An 18575-nucleotide genomic window follows, 5' to 3' on the forward strand; every position below is an offset into this window, starting at 1 on the left:
CAGGGATTCGACCAAATACAGGTGCCAGCGCAAACGTAACGCTCTGATGCCTTGGGTTGGTCGGTGCCATGGCCCTATAATCGAGCCACTTTGTTTGTGGAGTCCGTTATGCCGAATCTACGTCTCGCCGATCTGACCGCCGAAATCGAAGCCAACGTGCGCCGTGCGCTGCATGAAGACATCGGCAGCGGCGATATCACCGCGCAGTTGATCCCGGCCGAACGCCTGGCCAAAGCCACCATCATTACCCGCGACGCGGCCGTCATCAGCGGCACCGCCTGGGTGGATAACGTGTTTCGGCAACTGGACCCGCGGGTGGCGGTGCACTGGCAGGTTGCCGACGGTGAACGGGTGACGCCCAATCAGGTGCTGTTCCACCTCGAAGGCCCTGCGCGCTCACTGCTGACCGGCGAACGCAGCGCCCTGAACTTCCTGCAACTGCTCTCCGGCGTGGCGACCCGCGCGCAATACCTGGCGGACTTCGTGGCCGAGACTCAGGTCAAGCTGCTCGACACCCGCAAAACACTGCCGGGGCTGCGCCTGGCGCAAAAGTACGCCGTGACCTGCGGCGGTTGCCATAACCACCGCATCGGCCTGTATGACGCCTTCCTGATCAAGGAAAACCACATCGCCGCCAGCGGCGGCATCGCGCAGGCCATTGCCGCCGCGCACAAGATCGCTCCGGGCAAACCGGTCGAGATTGAAGTGGAAAGCCTGGATGAACTCAAGGAAGCGCTGGCGGCCGGTGCCGACATCATCATGCTCGACGAACTGAGCCTGGACGACATGCGTGAAGCCGTGCGCCTGAATGCCGGCAAGGCCAAGCTGGAGGCCAGCGGCGGGATCAACGAAAGTACGTTGCTGCCAATTGCACAGACCGGGGTGGATTACATTTCGATCGGTGCGATGACCAAGGATGTGAAGGCGGTCGATCTGTCGATGCGCCTGAGTCTCTGATCACACGTATGTGAGTTGCCAAAACTGTAGGAGCGAGCTTGCTCGCGATGTACCTGAGAGCGCCATGTTTAACCAGTAAACACGCGTTATCGTTAACGACCATCGCCAGCAAGCTCGCTCCTGCATGAGTGTCAGACCACCAGATTGTTCATCTCGCAGTACTCTTCCCACTCGACGCCCAACACCTCGGCAGCTTCCTTGTGCAGTTTCAGGCGTTCGGTCTCGTATTCTTCCGGGCTTGATGTGTACTTGAGCGTCAGCTCCCACGGTTGCAAGCCCTGGGCTTCGGCTTCATCCTCGAACGCCCACTGGATCTGGTCTTTCTGATCGTCGGCGGACAAGTCCTTGATCTCGTCCATCAGCTCGGGGGCATCCAGCACATACTTCTTCAGCGCTTCTTCGTGTCGGGCTTCCTGGGTCATCTCTTTAACAGTCATGGCGTTCTCGCTGATCTGGGAATGGAAGATGGATCTGGATCTTCAAGGATCTCTCTGACACAAAAAACCGGATCAAGCCCGGTTTATCTGGCCTTCAGAACCATTCTGGATCATCTGAAAACTGCTGGGCGTTGCTCAGGCAGACTCCGAATATAGGACGTTTGGCTGAGGATTTACACGTCTCTTTACATCTCCCCACAAAAAGTTGTGCACACGATGTTTTGATGACGGCGGGAAGATAAATTCAAACAGCGATCAGGACCGCGAACTCGAGAACCTGAGCGGAAAGGTGAAACAAGCGAGGGAGATATGGTGCCCGAGACAGGAATCGAACCTGCGACCTTCGCGTTACGAGTGCGCTGCTCTACCGGCTGAGCTACACGGGCGGTGGGCTAAACCTAGCACCGAGTTTCAGCAACGGCAACGTCGTCAATCAACTCTGTGATCTACAGACAAAAAAAATGCCCCACCGTTTTCACGGCGGGGCATTTTTTACAACGTTGAAACAGTCAGGCGTGAGGCGTGATTAAACGCCCGAAGCCTTGGCTGCCGCCACGTCCTTGATGGACAGTTTGATACGGCCGCGGTTGTCCACGTCCAGTACCAGCACTTCCACTTCCTGGCCTTCTTTCAGGATGTCGGTCACTTTCTCAACGCGAGCATCGCTCAGCATGGAGATGTGAACCAGACCGTCCTTGCCCGGCAGGATGTTGACGAATGCGCCGAAGTCGACGATGCGCTCAACCTTACCGACGTAGATCTTGCCGATCTCGGCTTCAGCGGTGATGCCCAGAACGCGCTGACGTGCTGCTTCAGCCGCTTCCTTGGTTTCGCCGAAGATCTTGATCGAACCGTCGTCTTCGATGTCGATCGAAGCCTTGGTTTCTTCACAGATCGCACGAATGGTCGCGCCGCCTTTACCGATGACATCACGGATTTTGTCGGTGTCGATCTTCATCGCGATCATGGTCGGAGCGTTGGCCGACAGTTCGGTACGCGACTGGCCAATGATCTGGTTCATCTGGCCGAGGATGTTCAGGCGCGCTTCCAGGGCTTGGCCCAGAGCGATTTCCATGATCTCTTCGGTGATGCCCTTGATCTTGATGTCCATCTGCAGCGCGGTGACGCCTTTGGCGGTACCGGCTACCTTGAAGTCCATGTCGCCCAGGTGGTCTTCGTCACCCAGGATGTCGGTCAGGACGGCGAATTTCTCGCCTTCCTTAACCAGACCCATAGCGATACCGGCAACCGGCGCCTTCATCGGCACACCAGCGTCCATCAGGGCCAGGGAAGCGCCGCAAACGGAAGCCATCGAGCTCGAACCGTTGGATTCAGTGATTTCCGACACAACACGGATGGTGTACGGGAACACGTCGGCGGCAGGCAGCATGGCCGAAACCGAACGACGAGCCAGACGGCCGTGACCGATTTCGCGACGACCAGCGCCACCCATGCGACCACACTCGCCTACCGAGAACGGAGGGAAGTTGTAGTGCAGCATGAACGGGTCTTTCTTCTCGCCTTCCAGGGTGTCCAGCAGCTGTGCATCACGGGCAGTACCCAGAGTTGCAACGACCAGAGCCTGGGTTTCGCCACGGGTGAACAGAGCCGAACCGTGGGTTTTTGGCAGAACGCCGACTTCGATGTTCAACGGACGTACGGTCTTGGTGTCGCGACCGTCGATACGTGGCTTGCCGTTAACGATGTTTTCGCGAACGGTGCGGTATTCGATTTCGCCGAAAGCTGCTTTGACTTCGCTGGAAGAAGGCTGGCCTTCTTCACCGGACAGCTTGGCAACGACCTGGTCCTTCAACTCGCCCAGGCGAGCGTAACGGTCGGCCTTGACGGTGATGGTGTAGGCCTGGGAGATCGCTTCGCCGAACTCGGCACGGATAGCGCCCAGCAGTTCGGTGGCTTCTGGCGCAGGCGCCCAGGTCCAGGTTGGCTTGGCAGCTTCAGCGGCCAGTTCTTTGACGGCGTTGATCACAACCTGGAACTCGTCGTGAGCAAACAGTACCGCGCCCAGCATCTGGTCTTCGGTCAGCTCTTTGGCTTCCGATTCAACCATCAGCACAGCGTCCGAAGTACCGGCAACGACCATGTCCAGGCTCGAGGCAGCCTGTTGCTCATAAGTCGGGTTCAGCAGGTAACCGGTGCTTTCGTGGAACGCAACGCGGGCAGCGCCGATCGGGCCATCGAAAGGAATGCCGGAGATCGCCAGCGCAGCCGAGGTACCGATCATCGCAGCGATGTCCGGATCGGTCTTCTTGCTGGTGGAAACGACGGTGCAGACAACCTGCACTTCGTTCATGAAGCCTTCCGGGAACAGCGGACGGATCGGACGGTCGATCAGTCGGGAAGTCAGGGTTTCTTTCTCGGAAGGACGGCCTTCGCGCTTGAAGAAACCGCCAGGGATCTTACCGGCAGCGTAAGTCTTTTCCTGGTAGTGAACAGACAGAGGGAAGAAGCCCTTGCCTGGATCGGCTTGTTTTGCACCGACTACGGTCACCAATACGCTGACGTCGTCGTCAACGGTGACCAATACTGCGCCGGAGGCCTGACGGGCGATACGGCCAGTCTCGAGGGTAACGGTCGACTGACCGAACTGGAATTTTTTGATTACCGGGTTCACGGTGTCCTACCTTCTTTGTGGCTCTTGGGGGAACTGGTTTCTTGCGAAATTCTTGGGCAACGCCGGGAATCGGCCCGACTGGTTTGTCCAGGTGTTACTCAGGCAAAGCAGGTATCCAGATAAAACTTGAGGCTGGGAGCCTGCCATGCGCCGGCGGGAAACCCGCTGGTGCACGACAGACAACCAACCTCTAGCGCAATCGCTTATTAGCGACGCAGACCCAGGCGACCGATCAGAGTCTGATAACGACCCAGATCCTTGCCTTTCAGGTAGTCCAGCAGCTTACGACGCTGGTTAACCATGCGGATCAGACCACGACGGGAGTGGTGGTCTTTACCGTTGGCCTTGAAGTGACCTTGCAGTTTGTTGATGTTGGCGGTCAGCAGTGCAACTTGCACTTCTGGCGAACCGGTGTCACCAACAGCTTGCTGGTAGTCAGCTACGATTTGAGCTTTTTCTTGAACGTCGAGAGCCATGAGGCAATCCTTTTATCAGGAAACTGTTTCAGAAAAACAGTTTCAACAGGCCAGGGACAAATCCCTGTATCTAAAAATGAGTAGTGACCGTGCCTGTTGACAGCCACCCTCGTCCGGTCATTCTGACCGAATCAGTCGACGCGGCGCGATGCGCCCGTCTTCGCTCACTTCACCGATACCGATGAAGCGACCATTGTGATCCTGTACCCGCACCATGCCGAACTTCGGAGCATCCGGGGCACGTACCGGCTGGCCGTTGAGCCAGTAGAACGCACTCGCTTCCGAGAACTGCAACAGTGGCCAATCCAGCAGGCCGCTGTCCGATGGCATCAGGAAACGATCGACCGCTTCGTTGCCGCCTTCGGCATGTACCGCTTCCAGCTCTTCGAGGGTAACCGTCTGCGCCAGGGTGAATGGCCCGGCCTGGGTACGTCGCAGTTCTGCAACGTAAGCGCCACAACCGAGTTGCTCACCGATATCCTCCACCAGGGTACGGATATAGGTGCCTTTGCTGCAATCCACCGCCAGCCGCGCAGTATCTCCTTCGAAGGCCAGCAATTCCAAGCGCGCAATAGTAACAGAACGCGGTTCGCGCTCCACTACTTCACCTGCACGAGCCAGCTTGTACAGCGGCTGGCCATCACGCTTGAGTGCCGAGTACATCGGCGGTATCTGACTGATTTGCCCACGAAATTTGGGCAGTACAGCCTCGATATCGGGGCGACCAACGGTCACCGGGCGCTCCTGCAAAACTTCACCTTCGGCATCCGCCGTGGTGGTGGTCTTGCCCAGTTGCGCCAGGGTTTCATAACCCTTGTCGGAATCGAGCAGGTATTGCGAGAACTTGGTCGCCTCGCCGAAGCACAGCGGCAACACACCGGTGGCCAAGGGATCGAGACTGCCGGTATGACCTGCCTTTTCGGCGTTCAGCAACCAGCGAACCTTCTGCAAGGCCGCGTTGGAGGTGAACCCCAGCGGTTTGTCGAGAAGGATAATGCCGCTGACGTTACGACGGATACGTTTGACCTGAGCCACCGATTACTCCTTGGTGTCTTCGGCTTCTGCCGCAACCGGATGCTGATTGTCTTCAGCCACTGCGCGCTCGATCAATGCCGACAGATGCGCACCACGCACGACGCTTTCGTCGTAGTGGAAGTGCAGCTGTGGAACGCTGCGCAGTTTCATCTCGCGAGCCAACTGCATGCGCAGGAAACCGGCGGCGGAGTTGAGCACCTTGATGCTTTGTGCAATTTCTTCGGCGCTGTCCTGCCCCATCACGGTGATGAAGATCTTGGCGTGACCGACGTCACGGCTGACTTCCACTGCGGTAATGGTGACCAGGCCGACGCGCGGGTCTTTGACTTCACGACGGATCAGTTGTGCCAGCTCACGCTGCATCTGATCGCCGATGCGTTGGGTACGGCTATATTCTTTTGCCATGTCTTGTTACCTGTTGCTGCCCCACGGTGAAACCCGTGAGGTCTGAAAGCGGCAAACGCCCGGCCTGACAAAAGCCAGACCGGGCGTTGCGTTTAGAGTCCTGGTGACGAATTGCGCATTTGCATGCGACGACCCGTCACGGCTCCTGAAGTGCGCGAGTTAGAGGCTGCGAGCAACCTGCACCTTCTCGAAGACTTCGATCTTGTCACCGACTTTAACGTCGTTGTAGCTCTTCACGCCGATACCGCATTCCATGCCGGCACGTACTTCGGAAGCGTCATCCTTGAAGCGGCGCAGGGATTCCAGCTCGCCTTCGAAGATAACGATGTCTTCACGCAGTACACGGATTGGACGGTTACGGTGAACAACACCTTCGATAACCATGCAACCGGCGATCGCGCCAAACTTCGGCGAACGGAACACGTCACGCACTTCGGCGATACCCAGGATGTTCTCGCGAACATCGCTGCCGAGCATACCGGTCAGGGCTTTCTTGACGTCTTCGATGATGTCGTAGATCACGTTGTAGTAACGCATATCCAGACCTTCCTGCTCGACGATCTTGCGCGCGCCGGCATCGGCACGCACGTTGAAGCCGAACAGTACAGCGTTGGAGGCCAGTGCCAGGTTGGCATCGGATTCGGTGATACCACCGACGCCGCCACCGACCACGCGCACTTGCACTTCGTCGTTACCCAGGCCGTTCAAGGCACCGTTCAACGCTTCCAGCGAACCACGGACGTCGGATTTGAGGACGATGTTGAGCGTCTTCTTCTCTTCCTGGCCCATGTTTTCGAAGATGTTTTCCAGCTTGCCGGCGTGAGCGCGAGCCAGTTTGACTTCGCGGAACTTGCCTTGACGGAACAAAGCCACTTCACGGGCTTTCTTCTCGTCGGCAACCACGCTCATCTCGTCGCCAGCGTCCGGGGTACCGTCCAGGCCGAGAATCTCGACAGGGATGGCCGGACCGGCTTCCTTGATTGGCTTGCCGTTCTCGTCGAGCATGGCACGTACACGGCCATAGTTCGAACCGACCAGGACCATGTCGCCTTGGCGCAGGGTACCGTCTTGAACCAGAACGGTAGCCACCGGGCCACGGCCCTTGTCCAGACGCGATTCAACCACGACGCCACGACCAGGAGCCGACGGAGTTGCAGTCAGTTCCAGGACTTCGGCTTGCAGCAATACGGCTTCGAGCAGTTCGTCGACGCCAGTACCCATCTTCGCCGAGACCGGTACGAACGGAGTGTCACCACCCCACTCTTCCGACGTCACGCCGTGAACCGACAGTTCGCTACGGATGCGATCGAGGTCAGCACCTGGCTTGTCGATCTTGTTCACTGCAACAACCAGTGGCACGCCAGCCGCTACCGCGTGCTGGACAGCTTCAATGGTCTGCGGCATCACGCCGTCGTCCGCTGCAACCACCAGGATCACGATGTCGGTCGCCTTGGCACCACGGGCACGCATTGCGGTAAACGCGGCGTGACCAGGGGTGTCGAGGAACGTCACCATGCCACGGTCGGTTTCAACGTGGTATGCGCCGATGTGCTGGGTGATACCACCGGCTTCGCCAGCAGCAACCTTGGCACGACGGATGTAGTCGAGCAGGGAAGTCTTACCGTGGTCGACGTGGCCCATTACGGTCACGACTGGTGCACGGGAAACTGCCTCGCCTTCAAACTTCAGGGACTCGGCCAGGGAATCTTCCAGGGCGGTGTCGCTGACCAGGGTCACTTTGTGGCCCAGTTCCTCGGCAACCAACTGGGCAGTTTCCTGATCCAGTACCTGGTTGATGGTCGCTGGAGTACCCAGTTTGAACATGAACTTGATGATTTCAGCAGCCTTCACCGACATCTGCTGGGCGAGATCGCCAACAGTGATGGTTTCGCCGATCTTCACTTCGCGCACGACAGGGCCGGTCGGGCTCTGGAAACCGTGGGCGTTGCGCTTCTTCAGCTTGGCCTTGCCGCGACCACCACGACGGAAGCCATCGCTTTCTTCGTCGGTAGTACGTGGGGCAACGCGTGGAGCCGGAGCCTTTTCCTTGACCGAAGCACGATGCGGAGCGTTTTTGCGCTCGCCATCGCCGCTACCGCGACGATTGCTGTCATCGGCACGTGGCTTGTCCGGACGGCGCTGTTCGTCGCGCTTGCGGGTATCGGCCGCAGGAGCTGGAGCAGCCGCCACAACTGGTGCGCTTTCGCGAACTGGCTCGGCCACCGCAGCAGGCGCTGCAACAGGTTCGGCTTGAGCGGTCGGCGCAGCAGCAGGCTGGCGACGCGCTTCTTCTTCGGCGCGACGCTTGGCTTCTTCTTCAGCCTTCTGACGAGCAGCATTTTCTACTGCGCGACGTTCATCCAGTTCACGCTTGCGCTCGGCTTCGATTTCTTCCGGGCTGCGCTGTACGAAGACTTTCTTCTTGCGTACTTCAACGCTGATGCTCTTGCTGCCAGCAACACGCAGGGTGCTGGTGGTTTTACGCTGCAGCGTAATCTTGCGTGGTTCTTCCACTTTCGCCTTGTGGCTGCTTTTCAAGTGAGTCAGCAACGATTGCTTCTCACTGTCAGTCACACTTTCTTCGGCGGCGGTGTGCGGCAGACCTGCCTCACGCATCTGCTGCAACAGGCGCTCTACCGGTGTTTTGACCTCATCGGCCAGTTGTTTCACCGTGACTTGCGTCATGCACTTCTCTCCTCAGGCCGCGCCTAATTACTCGAACCAGTGGGCTCGGGCGGCCATGATCAACTTGCCGGCACGATCATCGTCAATGCCGTCGATGTCGAGCAGGTCGTCAATAGACTGCTCGGCCAGGTCTTCGCGGGTAATTACGCCGCGCACCGCCAGTTCCATCGCCAAATCCTTGTCCATACCCTCAAGCGAGAGCAGGTCTTCGGCCGGATGGGCGTCTGCCAGCTTTTCCTCAGTAGCGATGGCTTTGGTCAACAAGCGATCCTTGGCACGAGCGCGAAGCTCGTTGACGATTTCCTCGTCAAAGCCGTCGATGTTGAGCATTTCTTCCAACGGTACGTAGGCAATCTCTTCCAGGCTGGTGAAGCCTTCATCAACCAGCACCTGAGCCAGTTCTTCGTCGACTTCCAGCTCGTCGATGAAGTTGCGCAGGATGTCGCCGGTTTCTGCTTGCTGTTTAGCCTGGATGTCCGATTCGGTCATCACGTTCAGGGTCCAGCCAGTCAACTGGCTGGCCAGACGCACGTTCTGACCACCGCGACCGATGGCCTGAGCCAGATTGTCTGCGCCAACGGCGATGTCCATTGCGTGGGCATCTTCGTCAACGATAATTGCCGCAACCTCGGCCGGGGACATGGCGTTGATCACGAACTGAGCCGGGTTGTCGTCCCACAGGACGATGTCAACACGCTCACCGCCCAACTCACCCGACACTGCCTGGACGCGCGAACCGCGCATACCGATGCAAGCGCCCTGCGGGTCGATGCGTTTGTCCTTGGAGCGAACGGCGATCTTGGCGCGCGAACCCGGATCACGGGACGCAGCCATCACTTCGATCAGGCCTTCGGCAATTTCCGGCACTTCGATGCGGAACAACTCGATCAGCATTTCCGGCGCGGTACGCGACAGGATCAACTGCGGGCCGCGGTTCTCGGTGCGGATTTCCTTGAGCAGCGCACGCAGACGCACGCCAACCCGGAAAGTTTCGCGAGAAATGATGTCTTCACGGGCCAGCAACGCTTCAGCGTTGTTGCCCAGATCAACGATCACGTTGTCGCGGGTAACTTTTTTCACAGTGCCGGAGATGATTTCACCCAGGCGCTCGCGGTAAGCGTCAACAACCTGAGCGCGCTCGGCTTCGCGAACTTTCTGCACAATGACTTGCTTGGCAGTCTGTGCGGCGATGCGGCCGAACTCGATGGACTCGATCTTCTCTTCTACGACGTCACCGACCTTGGCGCCAGGATGCGTTTCAGCAACCTTGCTCGGCCAGGTTTCGATGGCCGGATCATCCAGGTCTGCTTCTTCGACGACCGTCCAGCGACGGAATGTCTCGTATGCACCCGTGTGGCGGTTGATTTCCACACGCAGATCAACTTCGTCTTCAAAACGCTTTTTGGTAGCAGTGGCCAAGGCCAGCTCCAGCGCTTCAAAAATCACGTTTGCCGGTACGCCCTTTTCATTGGATACCGACTCAACAACCAGCAGTACTTCTTTGCTCATCGTACGCCTCGCCTTTCGCAAGCCATTGGATCCGCGGGATCCGCAGTATCTGGCACGCCTCAGTCAAAACTGGGAATAATGTTGGCCTTGTCGATCATATCGATCGGCAACAGGAACTCATGGTCTTCTACCTGCACCACGACATCCTGCTCTTCTACGCCGCGCAGAAGGCCCTGAAAGTTGCGTCGACCTTCAAAAGGCGAGCGCAGCTTGATCTTCACTTGTTCACCGGCAAATTTTGCAAACTGCTCAAGAGTGAACAGAGGGCGTTCCATGCCAGGCGAGGAAACTTCAAGGGTGTACTCAACGGAGATTGGATCTTCAACATCCAGCACACCGCTGATCTGACGGCTGACGATGGCGCAATCGTCCACCAGCACGCCGCCTTCTTTATCGATATAAACGCGCAACATCGAGTGACGACCCTGAGCCGAAAACTCGATACCCCAGCATTCATAGCCTAGGGCCACGACCACCGGGGCCAGCAAGGCCTGCAACTCTTCTAGCTTGCTCGACACCTGAACCCCCTAGTGCATGTATGTGCATGCTATGCAAAATAAAAAAATGGGCGAAACGCCCATCCTTGAAACGCCGTCGAACAGCGGCGTTGAAAGTGTCCAGCTAACAAAAAGCCCCTTAAAAGGGGCTCCTTAAACTGGTTGCGGGGGCCGGATTTGAACCGACGACCTTCGGGTTATGAGCCCGACGAGCTACCAGACTGCTCCACCCCGCGACAAAGCTGGGGCGGAAGTATACGACCGATCCCCTACAGGGTCAATGTAACCTTCCACCTGCAAGAAAGCCCGCAACAGCGGGCTCTCCTGACTAATTGGTACCGAGAAGGGGACTCGAACCCCTACACCCTATGGGCACAACCACCTCAAGGTTGCGTGTCTACCAATTCCACCACCTCGGCAATACTACGTTTGAAACCCTTCTTACTTCTGCTCTTGAGCTGGAGGCACGTCAGTCGCTGGAGTAGCCGACTTTTGCTCTTGAAGCACCGGGACATCATCAGAAGCCGGTTGTTGCTTTGGAACTTCCAGTACCGCTGGATTTGGGAGACCTACTTGAGTCAGCTGGTGAGCCTTCTCTTTAGCAAAGTAACCTAACCCCAAGCTGGTTATGAAAAAACCTGCGGCAAGTATAGCAGTAAACTTACTAAGAAAGGTAGAGGAACCTTGGCTTCCGAACACAGTATTTGAAGCACCTGCTCCGAAAGACGCGCCAGCATCCGCACCTTTACCCTGCTGCAGCAAAACCAGAGCTACTACGCCCAATGCACCCAGCAGATGAAAAACGACTACGACTGTTTCCAGCATTTTTTCAGTTTCCCGCGGCGCGACAGATCGCACCGAACTCATCTGCATTCAGGGAAGCCCCACCAATGAGACCCCCATCGATATCCGGCATGCCGAACAGTTCGACCGCATTGGCCGCCTTCACGCTGCCGCCGTATAGAAGCCGCACACCTTGTGCGACTTCAGAATTCTCTGCCGCCAACTGGGCGCGAATGGCTGCGTGCACATCCTGCGCCTGTTGCGGCGTTGCAGTCAGCCCCGTGCCAATGGCCCAGACCGGCTCGTAAGCGATCACTGCCTTGGCAAAGACACCGACACCCAGCTCCTCAATGATACTGCCAAGCTGACGCGAGACAACCTCAAGAGTTTTTCCGGCTTCACGTTGCTCCAGGGTCTCCCCTATGCACAACACCGGAGTCAAGCCACATGCCTGTGCCGCTGCGAACTTGCGGACCAGCATTACCTCCTGCTCCCCCAGAATCTGGCGGCGCTCGGAATGCCCGACAAGCACCAGGGAACAACCTGCATCCACCAACTGACTCGGTGCAACTTCACCGGTCAACGCACCTTGTCCGGATTCCACCGCAGAATTCTGCGCGCCGACCGAAATCGAATTTCCTTCCAGGCCTTCAATCACTTGATTGATATGCAGGAAAGGCGGGAATACCGCAACATCAACACTGCTCGGCAAGGCCAAGTCACGAAGGCCGTTGATCAGCTCTGCGACGCTGGCGCGGGTACCGTGCATCTTCCAGTTACCAGCTACCATAGGGCGACGCATGCTGTACCTCGTCGGTCAAAGTGGGCGCAGATGTTACCCAACACAATCATGGCTGGCAAGCCGAATTCAGGCAGAAACTTCAGTAACCAGTTTTGCCAGCTCTTCGGCATACCCACGAACCTGCGTTTCGTCTTCGCCTTCGACCATCACACGCACCAGCGGTTCGGTTCCGGACTTGCGCAACAGCACACGCCCGCGACCTGCCATGGCCTTGGTCACACGCTCGCTGGCCTCCTTGACCGACGGATGTTCGAGAGGGCTTGCGCCGCCGCCGAATCGCACATTGATCAGCACCTGAGGACACTTGCGCAGCGCCTGACGCGCTTCAGCCAAACCTTGCGCACGGGCTTTCAACGCCTTCAGCACCTGCAACGCGGCGATAATCGCATCACCAGTGGTGGTGTAATTGAAGCAAACGATATGACCCGAATTTTCGCCACCGACCAGCCAGTTACGTTCCAGCAGATCAGCAATCACATAACGATCACCAACATTGGCGCGGACAAATGGAATCCCCAGGTCGGCCAAGGCCAACTCCAATCCCAGGTTGCTCATCAGTGTACCGACTACACCACCTTGCAGCTTGTCTCGCTCATGCAGGTCGCGAGCAATGATGAACAGCAACTCATCACCATCGACGATGGCCCCCGTGTGATCCACCATCAACACCCGGTCGCCATCACCATCGAAGGCGATACCCAGATCGGCGTGTTCAGCCAGCACAGCGGCCTGCAGTTGCCCCATATGGGTCGAGCCGCAGTTGTCATTGATATTCAAACCATTGGGCTGCGCGGACAAGACCACGACTTCGGCACCCAACTCACGAAACACACTCGGCGCCACTTTATAGGTCGCACCATGGGCGCAGTCGATCACAATCTTGAGGCCGGTAAAGCTGGTACCGGTCGGCACACTGCTCTTGCAGAATTCGATATAGCGTCCCGACGCATCGTTGATTCGCGACACCTTGCCGATCTTGCTCGACTCAACCACAGTCATTGGGGTATCGAGCAGCTCTTCGATCATGTGCTCGACTTCATCCGGAAGCTTGGTGCCCTGGCCGGAGAAAAATTTGATGCCATTGTCATCATGCGGATTGTGCGACGCACTGATCACGATGCCAGCTTCGGCATGGAAGGTACGCGTCAGGTAGGCAATCGCCGGAGTCGGCATCGGCCCCAGTAGCATCACATCGGCACCTGCCGACGTCAGCCCCGCTTCAAGCGCCGACTCAAACATGTAGCCGGAGATTCGGGTGTCCTTGCCTACCAATACCTTGCAGGCACCCATCTTGCGGAAAGCCATGCCTGCAGCCCAGCCGAGCTTGAGCATGAAATCAGGAGTAATCGGGTACTCACCGACACGCCCACGAATACCATCGGTGCCAAAATATTTTTTGCTCATAAGTGCTCCATCATTCTTATTCGGCTGATTCCACTGCGGCGATCATCCGCACCACATCCACCGTTTCGGCTACATCATGGACGCGCAATATACGCGCACCTTTCGCCAAAGCCAGCGTCGCGAGCGCCAAACCACCATACAGCCGCTCTCCCACCGGACGACTCAATGCCTGACCAATCATGCTCTTACGCGAAACCCCGACCAACAGGGGCCGCCCCAAGGCATGCAGGGCTTCCATATGCTTGAACAAACTCAGATTGTGCTGCAAGGTTTTGGCGAAGCCAAAGCCGGGATCAAGAATGATCCGCTCAGCTGGAATACCCGCCAATGAACACTGATGCATGCGCTCGGCGAGAAACTCGCCGACCTCCCGGGTGACATCCTGATACTGCGGATTGTCCTGCATATCGCCCGGCTCGCCCAGCATGTGCATCAGACAAACCGGCAGCCCGGTGGCAGCAGCAGCATCCAGGGCACCATCGCGTCGCAACGAACGCACATCGTTGATCAGGCCCGCACCCAGGCGCGCTGCTTCTCGCATGACGGCAGGCGTTGAGGTGTCGACCGAGATGATCACATCCAGCTCGCGATTGATGCGCTCGACGATAGGGGCTACGCGCTCCAGCTCTTCGAGTGGCGACACAACCCTGGCACCAGGGCGGGTGGACTCTCCACCGACGTCGATCAGCGTCGCGCCGGCCGCCACCATGGCTTCGGCGTGGCGCATGGCCGCGTCAAGCTGGCTGTATTGGCCACCATCGGAGAAAGAATCAGGGGTGACATTGAGAATACCCATGACATGCGTCTGGGCCAAATCAAGAACCCGGTTGCCGCAAGGCAACCGGGTCGAGGACTGAACAGAAGTCATTTAAAACCTTATACGTCAGCAGCAGGACCGCCGATCGGTGTTTCCGGACGCTCGTCCTGCACCACCGGAGGGGTGCCGGAAGTACCCGTGCCACCCGACCAGTCGCGCGGCTCGCGAGGCGTACGACCCGCCATGATGTCGTCGATCTGCTCGGCATCGATCGTTTCGTACTTCATCAAGGCGTCAGCCATCGCATCGAGCTTGTCACGGTTGTCCGTGAGAATCTGCTTCGCCGTGCCATAGCACTGATCGATGATGCTGCGCACTTCGGAATCGATCAGCTTGGCCGTCTCACCAGAGAAGCTTGCACTCTGACCGCCACCGCCGCGACCGAGGAACACTTCACCCTCTTCTTCGGCGTACATCAACGGACCGAGCTTTTCCGAAAGACCCCACTTGGTCACCATGTTCCGCGCAATCTGACTGGCGCGCATGATGTCGTTGGAGGCACCGGTGGTCACGCCATCGAAGCCCAGGGTCATTTCTTCAGCGATACGACCGCCGTACAGCGAGCAGATCTGGCTGATCAACGCACGCTTGGACAGGCTGTAACGATCTTCTTCCGGCAGGAACATGGTCACACCCAGCGCGCGACCGCGCGGGATGATCGACACCTTGTACACCGGATCATGCTCAGGCACGACACGACCTACAATGGCGTGACCCGCTTCGTGATAAGCCGTGTTCTGCTTTTCTTTCTCGGACATGACCATGGATTTGCGCTCGGCGCCCATCATGATCTTGTCTTTCGCCAGTTCGAATTCTTTCATCTCGACGATGCGCTTGCCGGCACGGGCAGCGAACAACGATGCCTCGTTGACCAGGTTCGCCAGGTCAGCACCGGAGAAGCCTGGAGTACCACGAGCGATCACGGCCGGGGCAACGTCGTCGCCCATCGGCACTTTACGCATGTGAACCTTGAGAATCTGTTCGCGACCACGGATGTCCGGCAGACCAACTACAACCTGACGGTCGAAACGGCCCGGACGCAGCAGCGCAGGGTCCAGAACATCGGGACGGTTGGTCGCGGCAATCACGATGATGCCGTCATTCATCTCAAAGCCGTCCATCTCAACCAGCAATTGGTTGAGCGTCTGCTCGCGCTCGTCGTGACCACCACCCATGCCAGCACCACGATGGCGACCGACCGCATCGATTTCGTCGATGAAGATGATGCATGGAGCGTGTTTCTTGGCCTGCTCGAACATGTCGCGAACACGGCTGGCACCCACGCCGACGAACATTTCGACGAAGTCGGAGCCGGAAATGGTGAAGAACGGTACTTTGGCTTCGCCGGCGATGGCCTTGGCGATCAAGGTTTTACCGGTACCCGGAGGACCCACCATCAGCACACCGCGAGGAATGCGGCCACCCAGGCGCTGGAATTTGCCCGGATCGCGCAGGAACTCGACCAGTTCACCGACTTCTTCCTTGGCTTCGTCGCAACCGGCAACGTCAGCCAGGGTCGTCTTCACCTGATCTTCGGAGAGCAGGCGCGCCTTGCTTTTGCCGAAGCTCATCGGCCCGCCCTTGCCACCGGCACCGCCCTGCATCTGCCGCATGAAGAACATGAACACGGCGATGATCACCAGGATCGGGAAGCTGGCAACCAGAAGCTGAGTCCAGATGCTTTGCTGTTCAGGCTGCTTGCCCTCGACCACGACGTGGTTATCCACCAGGTCGCCGATCAGGCCGTTGTCCTGGATCGCCGGGCGAATGGTCTTGAAGCTGTCGCCATCGTTGCGCTTGCCGGTAATCACGTAGCCATCAACCGCTACGCGCTCGACCTTGCCATCCTTGACCTGCTGGATGAAGTCGGAATAGTTGAGGGTCTGCGGCTCGTTAGGGCTGGAGAAGTTGTTCATCACCGTCACCAGGACAGCCGCGATGATCAACCACAGGATCAGATTCTTTGCCATATCGTTCAATTAACTACCCTCTGAAGCAAGCTCCGCTACTGGCGCGCGCTTCGCATGATATTCACCGGCCTAACTTACTACATTACCTACAACTTGGCAGGCGCCGTCTGTAACCCTTTGTGAAACACTTCCTACACAATATTCGCTAATTCTGACAAGGCGTAATACAAAAATCCTATCGCCTTGATCGAAAATTCACTCAACTCTCACTGCGTCCGCGGAAACCACGGCCCAGCAGGTACTGCTCGCGAGAACGGTCGCGCGACGAGGTCGGCTTGCGCATCTGCACCTTCTCGAACTGCTGGCGAACGCTCTTGTGGAACTCGTCGAAACCTTCGCCCTGGAAGATCTTGATCAAAAAATCACCACCGGGCTTGAGCACCCGAGTCGAGAGATCCAGTGCCAACTCGCACAGGAACATCGCTCGCGGCATGTCCACGGCCGGTAGTCCACTCATATTGGGGGCCATATCGGAAATCACAAGGTCTACTTCCTTATTTCCGACGGCATCGAGGATCTGGGCCAGCACGGCATCCTCGGTAAAGTCGCCCTGAATGAAGGTCACGTCCGGGATGCTGTCCATTTCCAGAATGTCAGAAGCGATCAATGTCCCCTGCCCACCAATCAGACGACTGGTCACCTGGGACCAGCCACCAGGGGCCGCTCCAAGGTCGATTACGCTCATGCCCGGGCGGATCAGACGGTCCTTTTCCTGGATCTCCAGCAGTTTGTAGCTGGCGCGGGAACGATACCCGTCTTTTTGTGCCATTTTGACGAATGGGTCGTTGAAATGTTCTTTCAGCCAGTTAAGGCTTGTCTTGGAACGGGCCACGGGCCACCTCGAAAATAAAACGGGTCGTGATTAACTGGGCGGTCCCGGACTCGCTCGGGTAAACTGGCCGCCGCTTTTTACAAGATCAGACGCAGGGGTCAGATTATGCCGCTCACTCAAGAGCAGAAGAAACAGTACAAATCCATTGGCCACCATCTGAAACCGGTTCTGATTGTGGCAGACAATGGTTTGACTGAAGGTGTGTTAGCCGAACTCGAACGCGCATTGGCGGATCACGAGCTGATCAAGATCAAGCTCAACATCCTCGATCGCGAATCGCGCCTGGCGTCCATTGCAGAGCTCTGCAAGGTCGGCAAAGCGGATCTGGTCCAGGTCATCGGCAAGATGGCACTGATCTACCGCAAGAACTTCAGCGTCAACAAGCAGCTGTCGAACGTCCATCGCTTCAAGTGATGGCAAGGGTCAAGGGTGTGCTTCGCGCACCCTGCCACTCCATCCCGGCATCGGCTGCAACACCAGCACCAGCCCGGTAAAGCCCAGAACAAGATAGCTGAACGCCTGCCAACGCACGGCATCCGGCCAGCCGAAACGCACCACGAAGTACATCGCGCACGCATACAGCGCCATCAACAGCAGTTGCCCGCGAATATCGCGCCATAGACTGACAAGGCCCTCGGCCTTAACCAGCACCAAAGCCTGCAATATCACACACGCCGTAGCGAATCCCACTACCAACGCATTGAGCATGCCTGCGATTTCATCGATCAGCAGCGGTGCCAGGCCAATTCGTCCCAGCACCGGCAAAAGACCGACGTGCAACAGCCACAAGCCGCCGACCCACAACATCTGGGTCAGCTGCCAAAGCATGACGCCCGCACGAAACGGGCGCCGGCCTTCAGACGTGGCGAACTTCGACAATCTCGTACTCGATAACGCCACCAGGCGTTTTGACTGCAACCACATCACCCTCTTCCTTGGCAATCAAGGCGCGGGCAATCGGCGAGCCGACAGAGATCTTGCCGAGTTTGATGTCAGCCTCATCCTCACCAACGATCTGGTAAGTCACGCTTTCATCGGTTTCGACGTTGGCGATTTCGACGGTTGTGCCGAAAATCACCTTGCCGGTGTGAGGAATGGTCGTCACATCGATGATCACCGCGTTCTGCATGCGACCTTCGATATCACGGATCCGCGCCTCGACCATACCTTGCTGCTCACGGGCAGCGTGGTATTCGGCGTTTTCCTTCAAGTCACCCAACTCGCGGGCCGTACCGATGTCCTGGCTAAGCTTCGGACGAACGACCTTGGTCAGGTGAGTGTGCTCTTCTTCCAGGGCGCGTGCGCCCTGAACGGTCATCGGGTACTTCGTTATG

18 protein-coding genes and 3 tRNA genes are annotated in these 18575 nt (G+C 57.6%); 2 read left to right on the top strand and 19 right to left on the bottom strand.

Going from position 1 to position 18575, the window contains the following annotated elements; genetic code table 11:
• The first annotated feature begins 108 nt into the window (after nt 1–108).
• Nucleotides 109–957: a carboxylating nicotinate-nucleotide diphosphorylase gene (gene nadC / locus KGB29_RS23870; protein ID WP_057716471.1), complete on the top strand. Its 849-nt coding sequence runs from the start codon at nt 109–111 to the stop codon at nt 955–957.
• Between the two features lie 131 nt (nt 958–1088).
• On the opposite strand, the gene KGB29_RS23875 is transcribed toward nadC, so the two are convergent.
• From KGB29_RS23875 to rlmE, 17 genes are all read right to left on the bottom strand, one after another.
• The gene (locus tag KGB29_RS23875; protein ID WP_154910442.1) at nt 1089–1394 is read right to left on the bottom strand and encodes a DUF6388 family protein; all 306 of its coding nucleotides are present in this window, start codon (nt 1392–1394) and stop codon (nt 1089–1091) included.
• A gap of 310 nt (nt 1395–1704) precedes the next feature.
• A tRNA-Thr gene (locus KGB29_RS23880) sits at nt 1705–1780 on the bottom strand.
• Nucleotides 1781–1920: 140 nt separating this feature from the next.
• Nucleotides 1921–4026 (bottom strand): polyribonucleotide nucleotidyltransferase, encoded by a 2106-nt coding sequence (pnp, locus tag KGB29_RS23885; RefSeq protein WP_007915263.1) that lies wholly within the window; start codon nt 4024–4026, stop codon nt 1921–1923.
• Nucleotides 4027–4232: 206 nt separating this feature from the next.
• Complete coding sequence (rpsO, locus tag KGB29_RS23890; protein WP_015093441.1) at nt 4233–4502, bottom strand: 30S ribosomal protein S15; 270 nt, start codon at nt 4500–4502, stop codon at nt 4233–4235.
• Between the two features lie 117 nt (nt 4503–4619).
• Complete coding sequence (truB, locus tag KGB29_RS23895) at nt 4620–5537, bottom strand: tRNA pseudouridine(55) synthase TruB (protein ID WP_150812834.1); 918 nt, start codon at nt 5535–5537, stop codon at nt 4620–4622.
• 3 nt (nt 5538–5540) lie between these two features.
• On the bottom strand, nt 5541–5942 hold the full coding sequence (gene rbfA, locus KGB29_RS23900) for a 30S ribosome-binding factor RbfA (RefSeq protein WP_007973108.1): 402 nt from the start codon (nt 5940–5942) through the stop codon (nt 5541–5543).
• 159 nt (nt 5943–6101) lie between these two features.
• Entirely contained in the window at nt 6102–8627 is a 2526-nt protein-coding gene (gene infB, locus KGB29_RS23905; protein WP_090453038.1) for a translation initiation factor IF-2, read from the bottom strand.
• A 27-nt stretch (nt 8628–8654) separates the two neighbouring features.
• A complete protein-coding gene (gene nusA / locus KGB29_RS23910) occupies nt 8655–10136 on the bottom strand; it encodes a transcription termination factor NusA (RefSeq protein ID WP_007988680.1) in 1482 nt (493 codons plus the stop codon).
• Between the two features lie 59 nt (nt 10137–10195).
• A complete protein-coding gene (rimP, locus tag KGB29_RS23915; protein ID WP_007973115.1) occupies nt 10196–10654 on the bottom strand; it encodes a ribosome maturation factor RimP in 459 nt (152 codons plus the stop codon).
• 138 nt (nt 10655–10792) lie between these two features.
• Nucleotides 10793–10869 (bottom strand) — tRNA-Met (locus KGB29_RS23920).
• Nucleotides 10870–10966: 97 nt separating this feature from the next.
• Nucleotides 10967–11052, bottom strand: a tRNA-Leu gene (locus KGB29_RS23925).
• 22 nt (nt 11053–11074) lie between these two features.
• The gene (gene secG, locus KGB29_RS23930) at nt 11075–11458 is read right to left on the bottom strand and encodes a preprotein translocase subunit SecG (RefSeq protein ID WP_017336473.1); all 384 of its coding nucleotides are present in this window, start codon (nt 11456–11458) and stop codon (nt 11075–11077) included.
• Nucleotides 11459–11462: 4 nt separating this feature from the next.
• A complete protein-coding gene (gene tpiA / locus KGB29_RS23935) occupies nt 11463–12218 on the bottom strand; it encodes a triose-phosphate isomerase (RefSeq protein ID WP_154910443.1) in 756 nt (251 codons plus the stop codon).
• Nucleotides 12219–12284: 66 nt separating this feature from the next.
• The gene (gene glmM / locus KGB29_RS23940; RefSeq protein WP_150812836.1) at nt 12285–13622 is read right to left on the bottom strand and encodes a phosphoglucosamine mutase; all 1338 of its coding nucleotides are present in this window, start codon (nt 13620–13622) and stop codon (nt 12285–12287) included.
• A 16-nt stretch (nt 13623–13638) separates the two neighbouring features.
• The gene (gene folP / locus KGB29_RS23945; RefSeq protein WP_150812837.1) at nt 13639–14490 is read right to left on the bottom strand and encodes a dihydropteroate synthase; all 852 of its coding nucleotides are present in this window, start codon (nt 14488–14490) and stop codon (nt 13639–13641) included.
• 8 nt (nt 14491–14498) lie between these two features.
• Nucleotides 14499–16409: an ATP-dependent zinc metalloprotease FtsH gene (ftsH, locus tag KGB29_RS23950; protein WP_057716478.1), complete on the bottom strand. Its 1911-nt coding sequence runs from the start codon at nt 16407–16409 to the stop codon at nt 14499–14501.
• Nucleotides 16410–16608: 199 nt separating this feature from the next.
• On the bottom strand, nt 16609–17241 hold the full coding sequence (gene rlmE, locus KGB29_RS23955; RefSeq protein WP_057716479.1) for a 23S rRNA (uridine(2552)-2'-O)-methyltransferase RlmE: 633 nt from the start codon (nt 17239–17241) through the stop codon (nt 16609–16611).
• 105 nt (nt 17242–17346) lie between these two features.
• Between rlmE and KGB29_RS23960 the strand changes: the two genes are divergently transcribed.
• Nucleotides 17347–17655 (top strand): YhbY family RNA-binding protein, encoded by a 309-nt coding sequence (locus tag KGB29_RS23960; protein WP_007942889.1) that lies wholly within the window; start codon nt 17347–17349, stop codon nt 17653–17655.
• A gap of 9 nt (nt 17656–17664) precedes the next feature.
• On the opposite strand, the gene KGB29_RS23965 is transcribed toward KGB29_RS23960, so the two are convergent.
• On the bottom strand, nt 17665–18069 hold the full coding sequence (locus KGB29_RS23965) for an MFS transporter (RefSeq protein WP_150812838.1): 405 nt from the start codon (nt 18067–18069) through the stop codon (nt 17665–17667).
• Nucleotides 18070–18097: 28 nt separating this feature from the next.
• Nucleotides 18098–18574 (bottom strand): transcription elongation factor GreA, encoded by a 477-nt coding sequence (greA, locus tag KGB29_RS23970; RefSeq protein ID WP_032829443.1) that lies wholly within the window; start codon nt 18572–18574, stop codon nt 18098–18100.
• Nucleotide 18575: the final 1 nt, after the last annotated feature.

Source organism: Pseudomonas sp. BF-B-30 (genome assembly GCF_019956305.1).
In the GTDB taxonomy this organism is placed as follows: Bacteria; Pseudomonadota; Gammaproteobacteria; order Pseudomonadales; family Pseudomonadaceae; genus Aquipseudomonas; species Aquipseudomonas jessenii.

Bases quoted from the DNA above. Each gene is read 5' to 3' on its own strand.
- nadC (WP_057716471.1), top strand. From the start codon at position 109: ATGCCGAATCTACGTCTCGCCGATCTGACCGCCGAAATCGAAGCCAAC.
- KGB29_RS23875 (WP_154910442.1), bottom strand. From the start codon at position 1,394: ATGACTGTTAAAGAGATGACCCAGGAAGCCCGACACGAAGAAGCGCTG.
- rpsO (WP_015093441.1), bottom strand. From the start codon at position 4,502: ATGGCTCTCGACGTTCAAGAAAAAGCTCAAATCGTAGCTGACTACCAG.
- rbfA (WP_007973108.1), bottom strand. From the start codon at position 5,942: ATGGCAAAAGAATATAGCCGTACCCAACGCATCGGCGATCAGATGCAG.
- infB (WP_090453038.1), bottom strand. From the start codon at position 8,627: ATGACGCAAGTCACGGTGAAACAACTGGCCGATGAGGTCAAAACACCG.
- nusA (WP_007988680.1), bottom strand. From the start codon at position 10,136: ATGAGCAAAGAAGTACTGCTGGTTGTTGAGTCGGTATCCAATGAAAAG.
- secG (WP_017336473.1), bottom strand. From the start codon at position 11,458: ATGCTGGAAACAGTCGTAGTCGTTTTTCATCTGCTGGGTGCATTGGGC.
- tpiA (WP_154910443.1), bottom strand. From the start codon at position 12,218: ATGCGTCGCCCTATGGTAGCTGGTAACTGGAAGATGCACGGTACCCGC.
- glmM (WP_150812836.1), bottom strand. From the start codon at position 13,622: ATGAGCAAAAAATATTTTGGCACCGATGGTATTCGTGGGCGTGTCGGT.
- folP (WP_150812837.1), bottom strand. From the start codon at position 14,490: ATGACTTCTGTTCAGTCCTCGACCCGGTTGCCTTGCGGCAACCGGGTT.
- ftsH (WP_057716478.1), bottom strand. From the start codon at position 16,409: ATGGCAAAGAATCTGATCCTGTGGTTGATCATCGCGGCTGTCCTGGTG.
- KGB29_RS23960 (WP_007942889.1), top strand. From the start codon at position 17,347: ATGCCGCTCACTCAAGAGCAGAAGAAACAGTACAAATCCATTGGCCAC.
- KGB29_RS23965 (WP_150812838.1), bottom strand. From the start codon at position 18,069: ATGCTTTGGCAGCTGACCCAGATGTTGTGGGTCGGCGGCTTGTGGCTG.